This is a genomic window from Methylobacterium sp. P3_A11 (assembly GCF_056403155.1).
The window spans coordinates 39,105-58,288 of record NZ_JBFUGA010000019.1 but is presented as its reverse complement, the minus strand read 5'-3'; the positions used below and the strand labels follow the sequence as shown (position 1 = coordinate 58,288).

The window sequence follows — 19,184 nt, the reverse complement described above, 5'->3', positions numbered from 1 at the left end:
GGGGTCAGGTGCCACGGTCAGGTGCCATGGGCGGCCTCAGCCCGCAACCCGCCGCGGCGCCCGGAGGCGCCAGATGACGCAGGATCGCTCGGCCGGATCGAGGGCGATGCGGTGGGTCTTGCCGCGCAACTCGAACGTGTAGCCCTGGAGCAGGTCCTCGACCTCGACGGCGCCGTCGTCGGGCAGGCCGAACAGCCAGAGCGGCACCTCGTAGGTGCATTCCTGGCGGTTCTTCGGGTCGAGGTTGACCATGGTGAAGACGCAGTTGTCGCGCTCCGGCGTCGCCTTGGCGTAGGCGATGATCTGGTCGTTGAAGGCCCCGGTGAAGACGACGTTGCGGAAATCCCAGAGGGCGGGATTCTCGCGCCGGATCCGGTTGAGCTTGACGATGTGCTCGCGGATGTTGCCCGGCCGGTCGTAGTCCCAGGCCTTCAGCTCGTATTTTTCCGAGTTGAGGTACTCCTCCTTGCCGGGATACGGCGCGGCCTCGCACAGTTCGAAGCCGTTGTAGATGCCGTAAACCGACGACAGGGTCGCGGCGAGCGTGCCGCGGATCACGAAGCCGGCGCGTCCGCTGGTCTGCAGGAAGTACGGGTTGATGTCGGGCGTGTTCGCGAAGAAGTTTGGGCGGTAGTACTCGCCCATCTCGCCGGCCAGCTCCAGGGCGTAGTCGGTCAGCTCCTGCTTGGTGTTGCGCCACGTGAAGTAGGTGTAGCTCTGCTGGTAGCCGGCCTTGGCGAGCTTCTTCATCATCTTCGGCCGGGTGAAGGCCTCGGCGAGGAAGATCGCGTCCGGATACTGGCCGTTGACCTCGCCGATCACCCATTCCCAGAACGGGATCGGCTTGGTGTGCGGGTTGTCGACCCGGAAGATGCGCACGCCGCGGGCGCACCAGCCGAGGAGGATGTCGCGCAGCTCGATCCAGAGCCCGGGCAGGGCGCCGCCGTAGAAGTGGACGTTCGAGATGTCCTCGTACTTCTTCGGGGGGTTCTCGGCGAATTTCAGCGTGCCGTCCGGGCGCCACTCGAACCATTCCGGGTGGTCCTTGATCCAGGGGTGGTCCGGCGAGCACTGGATCGCGAAGTCGAGGGCGATCTCCATGCCGTAGGCGTGGCTCGCCGCCACCAGCCGCTCGAAATCGGCCAGCGTGCCGAGGTCGGGATGCACGGCCTCGTGGCCGCCCTCCGCCGCGCCCACCGCGTAGACCGAGCCGACATCGCCGGGCTGGGCCGTGAGGGTGTTGTTCTTGCCCTTGCGGTTGGTGCGGCCCACGGGGTGGATCGGCGTGAAGTAGAGGACGTCGAAGCCGAGTTCGCGGATCTCGGGCAGGCGCCGGATGACGTCGTCGAAGGTGCCGTGGCGGTTGACGTCCATCGACTGCGAGCGCGGGAAGATCTCGTACCAGGCCGAGAACCGGGCCGCGAGACGGTCGGCGATCACCGGCAGGGTCACGGGATAGCGGGTCAGGTTCACCCGCTCGGCGTTCCGGCGCACGAGGCGGGACGCCTCGGGCTCGAGGATCCGGTCGAGCTGGGCGGCCGAGCCCGTCTCCTCGGCGGCGAGCGCCGCCACCAGGGCGGCGAGGCGCTCCGCGTCACGGCCGCCGCGGGTGCGGGCGAGGGACGCAGCGGTCTCGACCAAAGCCACGCCCTCGATCGTCTCCAGGCGGACATCGACGCCGGCGGCGCGCTTCTTCAGGGTGTCGCGCACCCAGGACGAGAAGGCATCGCGCCACGCGATCAGGGTGAACTCGTAGCGGGCGTTCCGCTCCAGGGGGAATTGCCCGGCCCAGCGGTCGTTGTCGACGAAGACCATCGGGTCCTCGCGCCAAGTCTCGCCTCCAGACGCCTCGGTGCCGACGACCCGCGACAGGATCGCGGCGTCGATGATTTCGTGGCCGTCGGAGAAGATGTCGGCCTCGACCCGCAGGGACTCGCCGACGATCCGCTTCACCGGCGAGCGGCCGCCGTCGATCTCAGGCGCCACGGCCTCGATCACCACCCGTCCGGTGCCGTCGGGCGTGCCGCGCGCCGGCTGCCGGGCGACCTGCTGGGCGCCGGCCGCCAGGATGCGCAATTCCCCGGGGCGCAGGTCGATGGCGCTGCCGGGATGGAAGGCGATCGGCTCGGCCTCCGGGGTCCGGTCGACGAAGGCGCCGAGCATGCCGCCGGTCCGCGCGATGAGCGTCCCGGCCTCCACCGGCACCGGCCGGTCGGTGGGGTTGTAGAGCACGATCAGCGCGTGCCGCGCCGAGGCCGGATGGCCGGTGTCGAAGCGGGCGAGCGCCACCAGGTCGCTGTCGGGGGACGAGAGGCGCATCTGCGCGCCCTCGACATTGGCGGCCGGCAGCTCTGCCCGCAGGGCGTTGATCGCCCGGATCGAGCCGGAGATGTCGAGGCCGGTGTCGTTCTCGCGGTCGCGCGGGGTGGTGTCGACCACGTGCAGCGCCCGGCGGTAGCCCCATTCGTAGCCGATCGGCATCAGCACGCCGGCCGAGAAGAAGGCGGCGAGCGCGTAGCGGGTGCGCAGATGGGCCGCCACCGCCTCGGGGCCGCCGCCGATCCCGGCGGCGAGCCGCGTCATGTCGTGGTTTTCCGGGAAGGCGATGGAGGGCGCCAGCACCCGCAGGCGCTCGTACTGCTCCAGCGCCCAGGGCTTCTTCAGGTCCCACCACGCGAAGGAGTTGAACAGGTAGTCGAAGCCGGCGCCCGCCGTGGCCCGCGCCTCCTCGAAGGTGCAGCCGAGGGTCTCTGCGGCGAACAGGCAGGCGGGATCGCGGGCCTTGGCCTCCCCGATCAGAACGCGCCAGGTCTCCGGCGGCACCTTGTAGGCCGCGTCGCAGCGGAAGCCCGCCACGCCGAGACCCTGGAGCCGGGCGACGTAGGCGCCCCAGATCCGGGTCAGCTCGTCCCGGGCCGCCGGCGTATGGTAGTCGAGTTCGGCCAGGTCGCCCCAGACCGTGCGGATCGACGGATCGTCCGGATCGACGGCGGCCGGGTGCATGATCGAGCCGTCGGGCTCCTTCAGGAACAGGTCGGGCCGCTCGATGGCCAGCCGTGCGTTGTCGGCGGTGTGATTGATGACGAGGTCGGTCATCACCGACAGGCCGGCCGCCTCGGCGGCGGCGCAGAAGCGCTCGATCTGCGCGTCGTCCGCCGTGCCGTCAGGATCGCGGAAGCGCTCGTCGAGGCGCTCCGGGTCGGCCACCGCGTAGAGGCTCTTCGAGCCGCCGGTCTGATGGAACGGGTTGAGGTAGATCCAGTCGAAGCCGAGACCCGCGATCCGCGGCAGCTCGGCGGTCCAGTCCGACACGCGCCCGACCAGGAGGGGGAACAGGTTGTAGATCCGCGGCCCCTCGGCCCTGGGGGCCAGGGCGGCCGGCAGGACGGCTTCGGCCCCTGACGTCGCAGCGGCTTTGGTCGGTGCGTTCATGCTGCCTCTCGGCTCCCGTTCCCTGTGTCGTAACGTCCGAACCGCGCGGGTGTGCCGCGCGATCCGGTCCGACGTGTCTCAGCAGAGTTGCATGACAAGGCTGCGGAGAAGCCCTTCGGCCGCTTCCGCTCGACATGTCCGGACGCGTCGCCGTCTTCGCGAGCGGAGCGCAGCAATCCAGGCAACGCCACGCTCACCCAGTCGAGCTGCCCTGGGTCGCTGCGCTTCGCGCGCGATGACGGAGGGCTCAAGAGTCCCGCCGCAGCACCGCGTAGGGCAGGTCGCGCAGGAGGGTGCCGAGATCGACCCCTTCGCCCGCCCCCTGCCCTTCGATGACCCGCCCCGAGGCGAGGTCCCGCCAGCGGGTCCCCGCCCCGAGATCCACCCGGGTGCCCGCGAAGGCCTCGCCCGACCAGACCGCCTCCCCGACGAAGCCCGCCACCAGCCGCGGCACCGCCACGAACAGGTCTCCGCCCTCCTGGCCGGGATCGGTCCGCCGGTAGGCGATCACGTGGTCGGCCCGGGTGCCGGTGGCCGCCACGGGCTCGTAGGCGGCGCTGGCGTAGAAGTCCGGACGCGCGGCCCGCTCGGCGAGCAGCCGCGTGAGGGTCGCCTGCTTCACCCGCCCGTCCGTCCAGTGCGCCAGCAGCTCCGCCGGCGCGCCGCCCTCTTCCAGTATCCGCTCAAGCGCCGGGTAGTCCACCGGGCGGCGGTTGTCGGGATCGACGAAGGAGAAGTCCCAGACCTCCGTCCCCTGGTAGGTGTCAGGCAGCCCCGGCAGGGTGCATTTCAGGACCGTGCGGCCGAGGCTCGCCAGCATGCCGAGATGGGCGAGCCGCCGGGCGAAGGGCCGGAGTGCGCTCAGGAAATCCGAGCCGGGCGCGATCAGCGCCGTGAACAGCTTCCGGACCGCGCCCTCGTAGACCGCATCGACATTGACCCAGCTCGACCGGCGCTTGCCCTCGCGCATGGCCTTCTCGCCATAGGCGATGAGCCGATCCCGGAACTCCGCGACGATTCCGGCCTCGTCCTGATCCAGCAGCTCCAGGGGCCAGGCGCCCAGGATCGCTTGGAAGAACATCCACTGGTCGTTGGCATCGGGGGCCGGCTCGCCGTCGATCCGGGCGAGGTGCGGGCCGGCGGTGCGCTGCCACAGGTCCCAGGCCTTCGCCCATTCCTCCGGGATCTCCGAGAGGGCGAGCAGCCGGGTGCGGGCATCCTCGCCCCGCTTGGTGTCGTGGGTCGCCGTGGTGATCATGGCGCTCGGCCAGTCCCGGGCGCGGGCGATCTGGAGGTCGTGGAAATGCTCCGCGTCGATCCCGTACTCGCCCGGATCGCCGCCGACCTCGTTGAGGCCGAGGAGGCACGCGTAGCGATAGAACAGCGTGTCCTCCAGGCTCTTGGCCATGACCGGGCCGGTGAGCTGCTGGAACCGGCGGCGGAAGCGCAAGGCCACCCGCGGATCCGGCCGGCCCGGTCCCGTGGTCTCGATCCGCCCGAGCAGCACCTCGGCGGCGAAGTCGTGGACCGAGCGGTCCGGCAGGCTCGACCAGCGCTTGGCCTTGGCGACCGCCCCCTCGATCAGGCGCACGTCTTCGGGCTCGACATCCCCCTCCTCTAGCTCCGGCGGCAGGTAGCTCCGATAGGTCGGAAAGCGCGCGATGATCTCGATCAGCGCTCGGCGCAGGGCGTTGACGGTGAAGTCGCGGGTGCGCCGGTCGGCATCGGCGACCTCCTTGAGGTCGGTGGTCAGCACCTCCAGCTCGCTGGCGAAGCTGATCTCCAGGATCTCGGCCTTGGCGGCGCGGAGCTGGAAGCCGTAGGGCTCGTCGAAGCCCGTGGCCCAGGTGTAGAGGCGCTCGACCTTCCCCCGCCGGGTCTTGTCGACCAGGATCCCGTCGAGCTGGTTGAGCACGTCGTAGCCCGTGGTCCCGGCCACCGGCCAGGGCCGCAGCCGCTCGCCCGGCTCGAGGATCTTTTCCACCACCACGTAGAAGCCCGGTCCCACGGCGGCCTGGAGCGCCCGCGCGTAGCCCAGCGGGTCGGCGAGCCCGTCGATGTGGTCGATGCGCAAACCGTCGATCCGGCCCTCGCGGACGAGCCGGAACACGGTCTCGTGCGAGCGGTGGAAGATGTCGGACAGCTCGACCCGCAACCCCGCCAGGGAGTTCACGTCGAAGAAGCGGCGGTAGTTGATGTCGCTCGATGCCACCCGCCAATGGGCCAGCCGGTAGGCCTGCGACTCCAGCAGCCGGTGCAGGGGCCCGAAGCTGTCCGGGCGGCCCTTGAAGCCGTTGAGCAGCGCCAGCGTGCTGGCGGTGGCCTCCTGGATCAGCGGCGACACGCCGTAGATCTCGGCGAGCCGGCGCTTCAGTCCCTCGGCCTCCTCGGGGAAGCCCTGGCGGCGAGTCTCGTCGGTGTCGATCGCCATGGCCCGCAGGCGCTCGGAGATGGCGAGCAGCTCCGCGGTGGTGTCGTCGTCCACGGCCCCGATGGCGGCGATCACCCGGTTCAGGATCGTCGGGTAGCTGAGCGGCCGGATCGGCAGCTGGTGCTCGTAGTGCCAGACGCTGAAGGCACCCTTGTCGGGGTCGAACCTCAGCTCCAGGGTGCCCTTCTCCAGGGCCTCGCCGTAGCGGTCGCCGAGGAACGGGATCACGAGGTTGCGCCCGGCCCCGAGCCGCTGCCAGTCGATGTCGAAGGCGTCGGCGAAGGGCGACAGGGAGCCCCATTCCAGGACCGAGAGCCACCACGGGTTGTCGGACCCGCCGACGCCCATGTGGTTCGGGACGATGTCGAGCAGCAGCTTCAGCCCGTGGGCGTGGAGCGTCTCGGAGAGCCGGATGAAGCCGTCCTCGCCGCCGAGTTCCGGGTTGATCGCGCCGTGGTCGACGATGTCGTAGCCGTGGGTCGAGCCGGGCCGCGCCGTCTGGAGGGGCGAGGCGTAGACGTGGCTGATCCCGAGCCGGTGCAGGTAGGGGACGATCCGGCCCGCATCCGCGAAGGTGAAGTCCTTGTGGAACTGCAGCCGGTAAGTCGACCGCGGCGGCGGCGCGGCGAGCCGCGCGGCCCCCGAGCGGGGCCCCCGGGCCTCGGCGGAGAGGGAGGCCGCCAGCTTGGCGAGGGGGCCGCCGGGCGCGGCGATGTCGGTCAACTCGCGGTCGAGCTTGCGCCGCCAGTTCGGGTAGCCCTCCGTCGAGCCCGGCACGTTGGCCTGGGCGAGTTCCGAGACCACGTCCTCGTACTGGACGGCGGTGAGCATCGCGGGCGCCCGGGCGAGGTAGCGGGCCGCCGCCTCGAAGGGCGCGGCCTCCGGCGGCTCGGTGGAGGGGAGCAGCTGCTCCCCGGCCAGCGCCTCGGCGAGGCGGCGGCGCTCGACGACCCGCTCGCCCCGCTCCGCCTCGGCCCGCTCCTGGTCGTAGAGGCCGAGCGACTGGCGGGTGTCGGTGTCGACCCCGCGCCACCAGCCGACGAAGGTCGGCAGGTCGTGGGTGGTGATGGCGGTGAGGGCGTCACGCGGGTAGGCCGAGGGCGGCTTGAACCGGCCGTCGGCCTCGCGCTCGAAGGCGAGGATCCGGTAGCTCAGCACCCCGGCCCGCATCAGCGCGTCAGAAAACCCCTCCGGAGCGGTGCCGAGATCCTCCGCGATGACGAGGCACTTGTTGCGGTGGCTCTCCAGCCGCAGCACCGCCAGCATCGGCTCGAACGGCATGGCCACGTAGGCGCCGGCCTGGGCGCCCGCGCCCAGCGGGATCAGGAACAGGCGGGCGAGCTGGAAGGCGTGGTCGATCCGGATCGCGCCGGCGTGGCGCATGTTGGCCTGGACCAGGGCGCGGAAGGCCGCGAGCCCGTCGCGCTCCATCGCCAGCGGGTCGAAGGCCGGCAGGCCCCAGTTCTGGCCCTTCGGGGCGAGGAGATCCGGCGGCGCGCCGATCGACACCCGGTCGGCGAAGCGCTCCGGATGGGACCAGATCTCGGAGCCGCCCCGGTCGGCGCCGACCGCGAGGTCCCGGTAGAGGCCGACCCGCATCCCGGCGCCGAGCGCCGCCGCGGAGGCCTCGGCGAGCTGCCGGTCGGCGAGGTATTGCAGCCACGCATGGTAGCCGACCCGCTCGGCGTTCTCCGCCGCGAAGGCCCGCACCGCCCCTGTGCCCGCGCGACGGAACGCCTCCGGCCAGTCGCCCAGCCAGTGGGCGCCCTGCTGGCGGAAATGCTCGGAGAGCGCCTCGAACACGGCGTGGGATTCGAGATCCTCGCCGCCGTCCTGACGGAAGCGCGCGAAGCCCGCATCGGTGCCGGCCCGAGCGGCGGACTCCGCCCAGAGGGCGCGCAGCACCGGGTCGAGCACGTCGTGCACGCCCTGGTGGTCGACCAGCGCCGCCTCCCGCAGGGCGGTGATTGCGTCGGCGCGCGCGTCCAGCAGCGCCTCGGCCCGGGACCCGGCGAGCCCCGGCAGGCTGCGCGGGGCGATGAACAGCGTCTCGAGGAACAGGCGCGAGGAGGGCGAGTAGGGGGAGATCTTGGTCCGATCGGAGCCGAACAGGGCGTGGACCGGGCTCAAGCCCAGGAACGCCGCCCCGCGCAAGGCCGCCTCGCGGGCGGCCTCACCGGCATCCGCGTAGGTGCCGATGCCGATATTGGTGGCCGAGCGCAGGCCGTACAGCTGGGCGGCCATGCCCCAGTCGGAGGCGCCCTCCTCCGTGTAGGGGCGCGGGCGCCAGCAGCGCTGCGGCGCGGCGATCACCCAGGATTCGGTGCGGGTCTGGCCGGCCTGCACGGTGAGGCGGTGGTAGCCCGGAGTCAGCGGCGGCAGCTCGAAGCCCGGCTCGGACCCGTGCGGGTTGGCCCGCCCCTCGCGGGCGGTGCCGCGCTCGTCCACGAGGCGCCAGACCAGGGTGTGGGGCGCGCCGTTCCCGAGCCGCACCGGGACGCGTGCGGCGCGGCGGGCCTCCACGGGCAGGAGCGGCGGGATCAGGCCGCGGCGCAGGCGCTCGACCCGTTCGAGGCTCTCGGTCACCGCCGCCTCGTCATCGACCGCGAAGCCGAGCGCCGCGAGCAGGCCGCGGCGGACCTCCAGGGGCGTCTCGACGGGCTTGCCGAAGGCATCGGTGTAGCCGGCGGCGACGCCGACCAAGTCGGCGAGCTGTTCCAGGGCGCTCACGAGCGGGGCTCCGTCAGGAAGATGCCGGTCCAGGCGGGCAGGTCGCGTCCGGCCCCGTCCGGGGCGTTGGTCCAGACCACCCGGGCGCCTGCCGGATCCACCGGGAAGGGGGCGTCCCCGACATTGGCGACGAAGCGCAGGGTGCCGGCCCCGAAGCGCCACGTGCAATCGACCACGTCCGACCGCGGCAGGGTGGCGGCGGCACCGTCATAGCCGGATTTCGCCAGGGGCACGACCACGTCGCGGCGCAGCCCGAGGAGCCGCGTCGTCTCGGCCAGCACCTCGCGGTGGGGCGAGCGCTCCCGCTCGGACCAGTCGAGCTTCGAGGCCTCGAACGTCTCCCGTTCCGTAGGATCGGGGATCGTCGAGGTGTCGTCCGCAAACGCCGCAAAGCTCTTGAACTCCCGGCGGCGGCCGTCGCGCACCGCCTTGTTCAGCTCATCGTCCGGGGCGAAGTCGACGAAGAACAGGAACGGCGCGGAGGCCGACCATTCCTCGCCCATCCAGAGCATCGGGATCTGCGGCGCCAGCAGGAACCCGGCCCGGGCGAGGTCCAGCTTCTTCGGGTCGGCCAAGTGATTGAGCCGTTCGCCGAGCGCCCGGTTGCCGACCTGATCGTGGTTCTGGAGGAAGGTCACGAAGGCGGAGGGCGGCAGGTGCGCGGACGGCTCGCCCCGCGGATGGTTGTCGAGCGTGGAAAACGGCTCGCCCTGATAGGCGAAGCCCTCCGCGAGGCAGCGGGCGAGGTGGGCGACCGGTTTGTCGGCAAAGCTCTTATAGTAGCCGGCATCCTCGCCCGTCAGCAGGACGTGCCAGCAATGGTGCAGGTCGTCGGCCCACTGGGCGTCGTGCATCTTCGGGCGCCCGGCGGCGTCCCGCTCCAGCCAGCGGGCCTGGTTGGCCTCGTTCTCCAGCATCAGGTGGATCTGCCGGTCCGGAAACGTCCTGCGGACCGTCTCGCCGAGCTCGGCCAGGAAGTGGCGGGGCGAATCGTCGAGGATCGCGTGGACGGCGTCGAAGCGCAGGCCGTCGAACCGGTATTCCTCCAGCCAGTACAGGGCGTTCTGGATGAAGAACTGCCGCACCGTGGCGCCGCTCTCCTTGCCGTCGAAGTTGATGCCCGCGCCCCAGGGGGTCTGGTGGCGCTCGGTGAAGAACGTCTTGGCGTAGGCGTGGAGGTAGTTCCCGGCCGGTCCGAAGTGGTTGTAGACCGCGTCGAGATAGACCATCAGGCCGAGCCCGTGGGCGGCGTCGATCAGGCGCTTGAGGTCGTCGGGGCGGCCGTAGGCGCCGTCGGGGGCGTAGGGCTGGACACCGTCGTAGCCCCAGTTGCGCGCGCCCTTGAAGTCGGCGAGCGGCAGCAGCTCGATGGCGGTGACGCCCAGCGCCTTGAGGTCCGGCAGCCGCGCCTGCAGGCCGGCATAGGTGCCCTCCGGCGTCGCGGTGCCGACGTGGCACTCGTAGATCACGGCCTCCGCGAAGGGCCGCCCGGTCCAGCCCGCATCGGACCACGCGAAGGCGCGGGGATCGACCACCTCGCTCAGGCCCGAGACGTCGTCGGGCTGAAAGCGGGAGGCGGGATCGGGGGCGATGAGGTCGCCGTCGATGCGGAAGCCGTAGCGCGCGCCGGGCTTCACGCCGGGCAGGGCGGTGCGGCGCCAGCCGCCACCGGATTCGGGCAGCGGGTGAGCGACGCCGTCGACGACGAGTTCGACGCTCTGCGCGGTGGGCGCCCAGAGGGCGAAGCGGACGCCGCCCCCGACCATCTCGGCCCCGAAATCCATGCTGTGGGCGCGCCGCATCGGGCCACCGTCCTTGTCATTGGCCGCGCGCACCGGGACGCAAGCGCGGCAGGATCATCCGTCGTGGGAGAAGGCCCCGGGCTCGATCCGGTTCCCGCAGCGCAGCTATGGCGGCAAGGCCGCGTGGCAATGGGGGTGACGGGCGCCGTAACCCGCGCCTCCGGGGACCGCGCGTGCCGGACGCAGCCCGCCCTCTTGGTGCCAACGGGACGCCCCCTGGAAACTAAGCCGCAGTGCCGTCCGCGGGGGACGGCCCTATCTCGACGGTCCGGCAGTCTCGTCGGCGCGGGAGCGGACACTGGGTCGGGCACGCATCATCGGCATCCACGGACTCGCCAACAAGCCGCCGCGCGACGAGAAGGCCGGCTGGTGGCGTGCGGCGATCCGTGAGGGTCTCGACCGCAATCTCGGATGGCAGGTGGCCGAGGCCGACCTGCCCTTCGCCTTCGTCTACTGGGCGGATCTGCGCTACCCGCAGCCGCTCTCGGGCGACTGCAACCGCGAGCCCTACCGCCCCGATCACGGCCTCGGGCCGTTCCCCTCCCCGGCGGGGGAGCCCGACCGCGCCGAGCCGACCCTCACCGACCGGATCTATCGCGGCCTGTCGCACCTGCAGGAGGCCACAGGGCTGACCCCGGTGGACGACCTGATCCTGGAATACCGCCTCGACGATCTCTGGGGCTACTGCGAGGATGCGGCGTTCCGGGCCAACGCCAGGGCGCGCCTGCGCGCTGCCCTGGCCGACGCCGTGGCGGATGAGGTGCTGATCGCCGCGCATTCGATGGGCGGCCTGATCGCCTACGACGTGCTGCGCGCCGCCGAGGCGGACGGGACGCCCCTGCCCCGCTGCGCCCTGGTCACCCTCGGCGCGCCCCTGGGGCTCGCCGACCTCAAGCTGAAGCTCGCCGACGAGCACGGCCCCCTGCGGGTGCCGGCGGCGCTCACCGCCTGGACCAACCTGATGGACCGCCGGGACATCGCCACCGTGGGCGACGATCTCGCGGCGCTCTACGCCCCGAACGCCGCCGGGGTGCGGGTGCGGGACGTGCCGGTGATCAACGCCTACCGGAGGCCGGACGGCGCCGAGAACCGGCACAAGTCCTACGGCTACCTGCGGACCCCGGAATTCTCGAAGGCCGTGGCCGGGTTCCTGGGCGCGCCGGGCTGAGCCGGGCCGCCTCAGAGCCGGCCCGGCACCGCCTCGCGCAGGACGCGCTCGGCGGCGGCGTCCTCGATCTTGTTGATCAGCCGGTTCGCCTCGTGCTCGTCRCGCAAGGTCTTGGCCAGGGTGAAGGTCGTGCCCGTGAGGAACAGCGATGCCATGGCGAGGTAGCCCTTGATCCAGATATCCGCGGGCAGGAAGAAGATCCCGATCGTCAGCATGGCGGCGGCGGCGGCGAAGCTGACCAGGGTGAAGGTCTTCCAGGCGCCGGTATGGGGCATCTGCGGGGTCATGGTGCGGTCTCCGTGGATAGGGTTTGATCGGGGGCGCTGCAGATCCGGTCAGGCCTCGGACCGGAGACGGTCGAGCACCGCCCGCGGGTCCGTGCGGGGACGGCCGTAGCCGGCCGCTTCGAGCTCGGCTTCGATCCCGCCCGCGGCATCCGCCTCCAGCTCGGTCAGCGCGGTGGCGACGTCCGCCTCGGCCGCCTGCCGCGCCCGCAGGCGCTCCAGCGTCCGCTCGGCCTCGCCCAGCGCGCCGGCCGAGAGGGTCGTGGCCCGGCGGCCCTCCAGCCCCGCCCGGCKCAGGGCCTCGGTGGTGCGGKCGGTCTGGAGCCCGCGGTCGAGATCCCGCAGCCGCTCGCTCCCCTGGCCGACGCGGCGCTTCAGCCGCTCGACCTCGGCGGCGAAGCGCTCCGCGGCGGTCCGGCGGTCGGCCCGCTCGTCCTCCAGGGCCGCGATGTGGATCGCCGCCTCGGTCCCGAGATCCGCCCGGCCGTCCGCCAGCGCGCGCCGCGCCCCGTCCGACAGGGTCTCGATACGGGTGCCGATGGCGTCGAGGGCACGCGTCTCGGCGGCGTGGTAGGCCATGGCCACGGCGAGTTCCCGCCGGGCGGTCGCCAGGGCGCCGGCGGCGTCCCGGATCTGCTGGCGCAGGATCGTCACGGCGTGCGCATCGTGGATCGCCTGGGCATGGTCGGCGATCACGCCGCGCATCAGGAAGGACAGGGTCCTCATCACGGTCACCTCGCGGAGACGACGGCCCGGACCCGGTCCGGAATTGATTGAACGTCGTTCAAGAAAGAGATAATCACGGCGCCGCCGCCGCTGCAAGGGATAAAATGAACGAAGTTCAGAAAAAAGGGCGAGGCCGTCCGCGGAAGGGAACGGTCGACCGCGAGGCGGATCGCCGGGCGCTGATCGACGCCGCCGTGGCGATCCTGAACGCGGGCGGCGCGGCGGCGCTGACCGCCCGCAACGTCGCGGAGCGGGCCGGCACGGCGGTCGGCTCGGTCTACACGCAGTTCGACAGCCTGGAGCTGCTGCGGCTGGAGGCCAACGCGGTCACCCTGCGGCAGCTTCGGGACACCCTGGCGGCCGCGCTGGCGGCCTGTCCCGCGCGGGAGACGGAGGCGCGGCTCCTCTGCCTGGCCGATGCCTACCTCGCCTTCGCGGGGGAGAACCACGCGGCCTGGGCGGCGATCTTCGAGCGCCGCACCGTGGCGGCGCCGGAGGCGGTGCAGGCCGACATCGCCGCCCTGTTCGCGATCCTGGAGGGGGTTCTGCGCGACGGCGGCCGGCTCGCCGAAGCGGCGATCCCCGTGATGGCGCGGGCGCTCTGGTCCAGCGTCCACGGCATGACCTACCTGGCCGATCTCGGCAGCCTCGGGCCGCTGGGCGTGGATGACGTGCGGCCGATGATCGACGCCCTGGTGCGGGCGGCGGTCCGGGGGTTCGCGCAGGGTTAGCGGTCGGGATCCGCCCCTTGGCGCGGGCCGCGAACGGCAGCCGGCCGTTCGGGTCGCGCCGCGCCCCGATCCGCCGAGCAACCCGGTGGATGCCGATCACAGCAGGGACGCGATCCGCCGGGCGCGCGATGCCGGCGCCGCAAACGCGTGAAGGGCCTGCCTCCCGAGCGGTCCGACCGGAGCGCTGTTCGCCCCCCGGGCGGGACGGATCCAGGCATCCTGACGCCTTGACCGTTCGCATCGGCAGAGGGGCGATCCGCGACCTCGACGCCGTCGAGGGACGGGCCTGGACGGAGCGGTCCCACCCCGTCGGCCTGCCGGTGACCGCCTATGTCCGACTCCACGTCCGCCGCGCCGGGCGGAGAGGTTGAGACATCGTCCGCCTGTCCCCGTCCCCGCGGCCCGCTGTGCAAGATCGTTCTTGAGCGACCACCCGAACGACGACCTGTCCGGCCGGAACCGGCTTGCCCGGTCCGACGGGATTTTGGCATCAGACCCGGGCTTCAGGGCGCGCGCCGGCCCGTCACGCTCTTGTAGACACAGCTCACACTGCAAGCCTCGTTTCAGCAGTCCGTCGCAATTCGATGCCAGGAAAAATTCCTATTTTATTTCGGTGAACAAAGTATCTGTTGGCGGTGGACGTATCCGCTAGGATGTCTTGGAAGCGACCGTCCGAAAATCTGGAATCATTCTGAAACTTATTCTCTCGAAGAATGATGCCGATATAGCCGAGGTCGGCAATCTTGCTCAATATTTTCACGGCTTGCGCGCCGTGATGCCCCTCGATTTCGATACACAGAGCGGGCTTGTGTTCAGTGACTGTTTTTTCGGCGCCCAGCAAAGCCGCAAGCTCGTGTCCCTCAGTGTCGATCTTCAGAATGGCGACGGACTTATCATCGGCCATGTCTTTCGATATATTATCGACAGTTTCGGTTCGAACTTCAATATTTGAAAATCCGGTCGGTGGCTCGGACGAGAAGGTGTTGTCATCGGAGATCGTGGCGCGCGTCGTTTCGACGGTTCCGCCAAACATCGGAATACGCAGAACGGCGTGTCCGGATTGGTCGGAGGCGGCGCATTGGAAAATCTGACAGTTGGGGGGCAGTGCATCCTGCATATATCGGACGCAATCCGGGTTCGGTTCTATGGTGACTATCTTGTTGAAGTGTTTTGATAATATAGCGCTGTACAAGCCGGAATTTGCTCCAACGTCGATCGCAATCGCGTTTCTATCCACGACCTGACGGACGAATTTCGCAAATGCCGCGGTATCCGAATCAACCATCTTCGCCTTGAGAAGACGAAGCCTGAGGCTCACGCCGTTCGGCATAATGCTTTTCAGGAGCGAGAATAGCGATCTCATGGAACTTCCTCCCCCTCGCCACTTCGGAAAATATTCAACGGCTCAAAAATCTTCGATCGACCAACCGATGCGGCTGAGTTAGTGAGGGGCACGTTTTCACTGACCTCATCATCCCGGGATAGGCCGATAAATATTTGTTTCCGCCGCTGCGTCGCACTCGCGATGCGGAATAATGACAAAACGAATGAATGAATATTGGCAAATCGGCCAAAGTCGGTATGTCAAAAATCTTGATCTGCTAAAAGATCTTGTCCTGTTCGAGATTCGAGGGCGCGCCCATGCGTGAGTCGCGCGCATGGGATCTCTGGCATCCGATCACCCGGCCACAGGGCGCAGAGCCCCGCCCGCGGGTGTGCTTCGGCAGGGGCGTCGGCCATCCGGTCCGGCTCGACCGGTGATGTCCGGCCGACGATGCCGACCGGCGCGGCGGCCGTGATCGTGTGCATCTTGATCGCGTTGATCTTGGCTCCGAGCCCGGTCGCCGAACTTTGAGGCCGCTGCGTCAGTCGACCGTGACGGCAGGGCCTTGCGCGCGCCGGCCCGATTCTGTCCACTCGCCGCCAACGACAAGTCCGACGCGGGCACGAAACCGCCGGACCACAGGGAGAAGCGTCATGGTGCGTACGTCGCGGACGGCCGCGTTGCTGTTGGGCTGCCGCCGGTTCCTGGGGGCGGGGCCGGCCCTGCTGCTGGCCGGGCTGGCGCTCGCCATCCCTGCCCGGGCCGACGATGCCAGGGTGCGGATCAGCCGGCAGCCGGGCTTCGTCTACCTGCCGGCCGTCCTCGCCGAGCAGCACAAGCTGATCGAGAAGCACGCCAAGGCCGCGGGGCTCGGGGACGTCAGCGTGGAGTGGGTCAACCTGACGAGCGGCGCCGCCGGCAACGACGCGCTGCTCTCGGGCAACATCGACATCGTCGACAGCGGCTCCACCAACATGCTCTTGCTCAACGACCGGACGCGGGGCGACGTGAAGGGCCTGTGCGGCGTCGGCACCACGCCGATGATGCTGCTCACCCGCAACCCGGACGTGAAGGAGCTCAAGGACTTCTCGTCCAAGGACAAGATCGCCCTCCCCTCCGTGAAGGTCTCGTCCCAGGCGGTGCTGCTCCAGATCGCCGCCAAGAAGGCCTTCGGGCCGGAGAGCGCCACCAAGCTCGACCCGCTCACCGTCCAGCTCGGCCATCCCGACGCCGTGGCGGCGCTGGCGAGCCCGCACAACGACGTCAACAGCCACTTCTCGCTGCCGCCGTTCCAGCAGCGCGAGCTGCAGGATCCGGCGATCCACAAGGTGCTCAACTCCTACGAGCTGGTCGGCGAGCCGGTGAGCAACGCGATCTTCTACGCCCGGACCGGCTGGTTCAACCGCAACCCGAAGCTTGCCGCCGCCATCGTCGCCGCCATCGACGAGGCCAATGCCGAGATCGCCAGGGACCCGCTCCAGGCCGCCAAGGACTACGTGGCAGCCACCAACGAGAAGACCCCGCCCGAGACGCTGGTCGCGATCATGAAGGAGCCGGGGACCAACTTCTCCACCACCCCCTACGGCATCATGCTCCAGGCCCGGCACTTCTACGCGATGAAGACCATCAAGGCCGAGCCCAAGGACTGGAAGGACACGTTCTTCCCGATCGTCCACAACCTGCCGGGAAAGTAGGCCCCCGGCCGCTCAGTGCGCCTCCACGGGCCCGGTGGCGCGCGGGGGCTTCCTGAGGATCGCCACCACGGCGAGGCTCGCCACGAGGCTCACGCCAACCAGCCAGAACCCGTCCGCGTAGGCCATGACGTAGGCCTCGCGGCGGACCTGGGCGGCGAGCTGGCCGAGCGCGACGCCCTTGGCGGCCAGCGGGTCGGCGATGCGGGCATGCATCCCGGCGGCCATGGTCGCGAGCCGGTCCTGGGTCCGGGTCGCGTTGACGGTGATCGCCTCGGCCAGCATCGAGAAGTGGAAGTGCTCCCGCCGGTCGATCATGGTCGAGAGCATGGCGATGCCGATCGAGCCGCCGAGGTTGCGCATCATGTTCGACAGCGCCGAGGCGTCGGCGGTGTCGCGGGGCGCGAGGCCGGCCGTGGAGAGCTGCGAGAGCGGGATCGTGAACAGCGGCTGGCCGATCGCCCGCATGAGCTGCGGCAGGATCAGCTGGTCGGCGCCGACGTCGTGGGTCAGGCCGACATTGATCCAGCAGCTCGCGATGAAGAATAGGGTCCCGGTGACCACGAGCAGCCGGGCATCGACGACGCGCATGAGCAGGGGCATCAGCGGGAACAGGACCAGCTGCGGCAGGCCCGACCACATCACCACGGTGCCGATCTGCTCGGCGTTGTAGCCCTGGATCTGCGCGCAGTAGACCGGGATGATGTAGATCGATCCGAACGACACGGCGCCCAGCACGGTCATCAGCACGCAGGCGCCCCCGACCGAGCGGTTGGCCAGAACCCGCAGGTTGATGAAGGGCTTGGCGGCCGTCAGCTCGCGCACGATGAAGCCGGTGATGCCGGCCGCCGCCAGCCAGCTCGCCTCGACGATCACGGGCGAACCGAACCAGTCCTTGCGCTGCCCCTCCTCCAGCACGAAGGTCAGGGCCGGCAGGCCGGTCGCCATCAGGCCGATGCCGATCCAGTCGCCCTCGAGCAGCTCGGCCCAGCGCGCGGGGGCCTTCTCGAAGGCGCCGAGCTGAATCGCGGCCGCGATCGGCCCGAAGATCAGGTTCAAGTAGAAGATGTAGTGCCAGGACAGGTTGTCGGTGAGCCAGCCGCCGACCGTGGGCCCGATCGCCGGCGCGAAGGTCGCGGTCAGGCCGAACAGGGCGATGCCTACCGCCTGTTGGCTCTTCGGCAGCCGCGTGCGCACGATCACGATGGCGGTGGGGATCAGCACGCCGCCGGTGAAGCCCTGACCGGCCCGGAACAGGATCATCTGGCTCAAGGTGGTCGAGAGCGCACAGGCCAGCGAGAAGGCGGTGAACAGCATCGTGTTCACCGCGAGGTAGCGGCGCAGGCCGATCACCGAGGACAGCCAGCCGGTGAGCGGGATCACGATGATCTCGGCCATCAGGTAGGCGGTGGAGATCCAGCTTCCCTCCTCGGTGGAGGCGCCGAGCGCCCCCTGGATGTCGGCGAGCGACGCGTTGGTGATCTGGATGTCGAGGATCGCCGTGAAGGCGCCGAGGATCGCGCCGAACACGGCGAGCCAGTCCCGGGCGCTCGCCTTCGCCTCGGGCACGGCCAAGGGCCTGGTCATGGCCGGCACCGGGCTCATCGGGGCAGGGCCTCGCTGACGAGGGCCGCCGGGGCGGGCTTCGGCCGGCCCCGGGCCGGATCCGCCGGCTCCGTCGGGTCGGCGGTGTGGACCGTCGCCTCCACGGACAGGCCGGGGCGCAGGCGGCCGACGAGGGGGTCGGTGGGATCGAGGGCGACGCGCACGGGCACGCGCTGCACCACCTTGGTGAAGTTGCCGGTGGCGTTCTCCGGCGGCAGCAGGGCGAATTGCGAGCCGGTGCCCGGGGAGAAGCTCTCGATCCGGCCCTCGAAGGCATGGTCGCCGAAGGCATCGACCGTGACGGTGACGCGCTGGCCCTCGACCATGTGCCCGGTCTGGGTCTCCTTGAAGTTCGCCACGAGGTAGATGTCGCGGCCCATGGGCACGAGGGTCAGGAGCCCCGTGCCGGGGGAGACGACCTGGCCGATCCGCAGCGCCCGGTCGCCGGCCACGCCGTCGATCGGTGCCACGATGGTGGCGTAGCTGAGGTCGAGCCTCACCCCCTCGACCTTGGCCTGCGCACCCTCCAGGCTCGCCCGGGTGCTGGCCTCGAGCGCCTTCAGGCTGTCGATCTGCTTCTGCGCGGCGTCGAGCGACGCGGCGGCCTTGTCGCGGGCGGCGTGGCGCTGGCGGAGGTCGGCATCCGCCTGCTGCTGGCGCTGCACCGTGCCGGAGCCGGTCTGCAGCAGGTTCTGGTAGCGGGTGTATTCCTGCTGCGCGAAGGTCAGCGCGGCCTCGGCATTGGCGAGGTCGGCCCGCGACGAGGCGACCTGCGCCCGCTGCTGGATGATCGCGGATGCGACGCCCAGGATCTGCGCCCTGTCCTTCTCGACCTCGGCCTCGGCCTGCTTGAGCTGGACCCGGTAGGACCGGTCGTCGAGGCGGGCGATCACGTCGCCGGCCTTCACCGGCTGGTTGTCGCCGACCCCCACCTCCACGACGGTGCCGGCGATGCGCGGTGCCACCGTCACCTTGTCGGACTGGAGATAGGCGTCGTCGGTCACCTCGAGGAAGCGGCCGACGGTCCACCAGTGCCAGCCATAGGTTCCGGCCCCGCCGAGGGCGAGCAGTCCGGCGAGGGACAGTACGATCCGCGCGCGGCCCCGGCGCCGTACCGGCGCGGTGACTGAGGCACCCGCGACTGGGCCGGCACTCTTGAAGCTGTCGCTGCGACGTGCGTCCATCGGGTCTGGCCAGGATCAAAACGGTACGGTATCGTTTTAATAATGCGCGAGACGGCTTCGGGCAAGGAGAATTGCG

The 19,184-nt window shown here is 70.4% G+C and carries 11 protein-coding genes; 3 read left to right on the top strand and 8 right to left on the bottom strand.

What is annotated here, in order from left to right; translation table 11 throughout:
• Nucleotides 1-36 precede the first annotated feature (36 nt).
• The 3 genes from AC1DXK_RS08900 to treZ all read right to left on the bottom strand — a co-directional run bounded on the left by AC1DXK_RS08900 (nt 37) and on the right by treZ (nt 10,395).
• Nucleotides 37-3,432 (bottom strand): maltotransferase domain-containing protein, encoded by a 3,396-nt coding sequence (locus AC1DXK_RS08900; protein WP_457106682.1) that lies wholly within the window; start codon nt 3,430-3,432, stop codon nt 37-39.
• A gap of 247 nt (nt 3,433-3,679) precedes the next feature.
• A complete protein-coding gene (locus tag AC1DXK_RS08895; RefSeq protein ID WP_457106681.1) occupies nt 3,680-8,593 on the bottom strand; it encodes a malto-oligosyltrehalose synthase in 4,914 nt (1,637 codons plus the stop codon).
• Entirely contained in the window at nt 8,590-10,395 is a 1,806-nt protein-coding gene (gene treZ, locus AC1DXK_RS08890) for a malto-oligosyltrehalose trehalohydrolase (RefSeq protein WP_457106680.1), read from the bottom strand. Before treZ ends, AC1DXK_RS08895 begins: the two co-directional genes overlap by 4 nt.
• A 298-nt stretch (nt 10,396-10,693) precedes the next feature.
• Between treZ and AC1DXK_RS08885 the strand changes: the two genes are divergently transcribed.
• Nucleotides 10,694-11,563, top strand: coding sequence for a hypothetical protein (locus AC1DXK_RS08885; RefSeq protein WP_457106694.1), 870 nt, complete (start codon nt 10,694-10,696; stop codon nt 11,561-11,563).
• Between the two features lie 11 nt (nt 11,564-11,574).
• On the opposite strand, the gene AC1DXK_RS08880 is transcribed toward AC1DXK_RS08885, so the two are convergent.
• Both AC1DXK_RS08880 and AC1DXK_RS08875 read right to left on the bottom strand, forming a co-directional pair.
• Nucleotides 11,575-11,850, bottom strand: a complete 276-nt coding sequence (locus tag AC1DXK_RS08880; protein ID WP_091788466.1) for a YiaA/YiaB family inner membrane protein — start codon at nt 11,848-11,850, stop codon at nt 11,575-11,577.
• A 48-nt stretch (nt 11,851-11,898) separates the two neighbouring features.
• Nucleotides 11,899-12,573 carry a PspA/IM30 family protein gene (locus AC1DXK_RS08875; protein WP_477297476.1) on the bottom strand — a complete coding sequence of 225 codons (675 nt, stop codon included), beginning with the start codon at nt 12,571-12,573 and terminating at the stop codon, nt 11,899-11,901.
• A gap of 104 nt (nt 12,574-12,677) precedes the next feature.
• Between AC1DXK_RS08875 and AC1DXK_RS08870 the strand changes: the two genes are divergently transcribed.
• A complete protein-coding gene (locus AC1DXK_RS08870) occupies nt 12,678-13,304 on the top strand; it encodes a TetR/AcrR family transcriptional regulator (protein ID WP_457106678.1) in 627 nt (208 codons plus the stop codon).
• A gap of 544 nt (nt 13,305-13,848) precedes the next feature.
• On the opposite strand, the gene AC1DXK_RS08865 is transcribed toward AC1DXK_RS08870, so the two are convergent.
• The gene (locus AC1DXK_RS08865; protein ID WP_457106677.1) at nt 13,849-14,667 is read right to left on the bottom strand and encodes an FkbM family methyltransferase; all 819 of its coding nucleotides are present in this window, start codon (nt 14,665-14,667) and stop codon (nt 13,849-13,851) included.
• Nucleotides 14,668-15,281: 614 nt separating this feature from the next.
• On the opposite strand from AC1DXK_RS08865, the gene AC1DXK_RS08860 reads away from it, so the two are divergent.
• Nucleotides 15,282-16,322, top strand: coding sequence for an ABC transporter substrate-binding protein (locus AC1DXK_RS08860; protein WP_457106676.1), 1,041 nt, complete (start codon nt 15,282-15,284; stop codon nt 16,320-16,322).
• A gap of 12 nt (nt 16,323-16,334) precedes the next feature.
• On the opposite strand, the gene AC1DXK_RS08855 is transcribed toward AC1DXK_RS08860, so the two are convergent.
• Nucleotides 16,335-17,906 carry a DHA2 family efflux MFS transporter permease subunit gene (locus AC1DXK_RS08855; RefSeq protein WP_457106675.1) on the bottom strand — a complete coding sequence of 524 codons (1,572 nt, stop codon included), beginning with the start codon at nt 17,904-17,906 and terminating at the stop codon, nt 16,335-16,337.
• 14 nt (nt 17,907-17,920) lie between these two features.
• A complete protein-coding gene (locus AC1DXK_RS08850) occupies nt 17,921-19,108 on the bottom strand; it encodes an HlyD family secretion protein (RefSeq protein WP_457106674.1) in 1,188 nt (395 codons plus the stop codon).
• Between the last annotated feature and the right edge of the window lie 76 nt (nt 19,109-19,184).

Excerpts from the sequence above, each read along its gene's own strand:
- AC1DXK_RS08900 (WP_457106682.1), bottom strand. The coding sequence starts at position 3,432 with ATGAACGCACCGACCAAAGCCGCTGCGACGTCAGGGGCCGAAGCCGTC.
- AC1DXK_RS08860 (WP_457106676.1), top strand. The coding sequence starts at position 15,282 with ATGGTGCGTACGTCGCGGACGGCCGCGTTGCTGTTGGGCTGCCGCCGG.
- treZ (WP_457106680.1), bottom strand. The coding sequence starts at position 10,395 with ATGCGGCGCGCCCACAGCATGGATTTCGGGGCCGAGATGGTCGGGGGC.
- AC1DXK_RS08855 (WP_457106675.1), bottom strand. The coding sequence starts at position 17,906 with ATGACCAGGCCCTTGGCCGTGCCCGAGGCGAAGGCGAGCGCCCGGGAC.
- AC1DXK_RS08870 (WP_457106678.1), top strand. The coding sequence starts at position 12,678 with ATGAACGAAGTTCAGAAAAAAGGGCGAGGCCGTCCGCGGAAGGGAACG.
- AC1DXK_RS08865 (WP_457106677.1), bottom strand. The coding sequence starts at position 14,667 with ATGAGATCGCTATTCTCGCTCCTGAAAAGCATTATGCCGAACGGCGTG.
- AC1DXK_RS08850 (WP_457106674.1), bottom strand. The coding sequence starts at position 19,108 with ATGGACGCACGTCGCAGCGACAGCTTCAAGAGTGCCGGCCCAGTCGCG.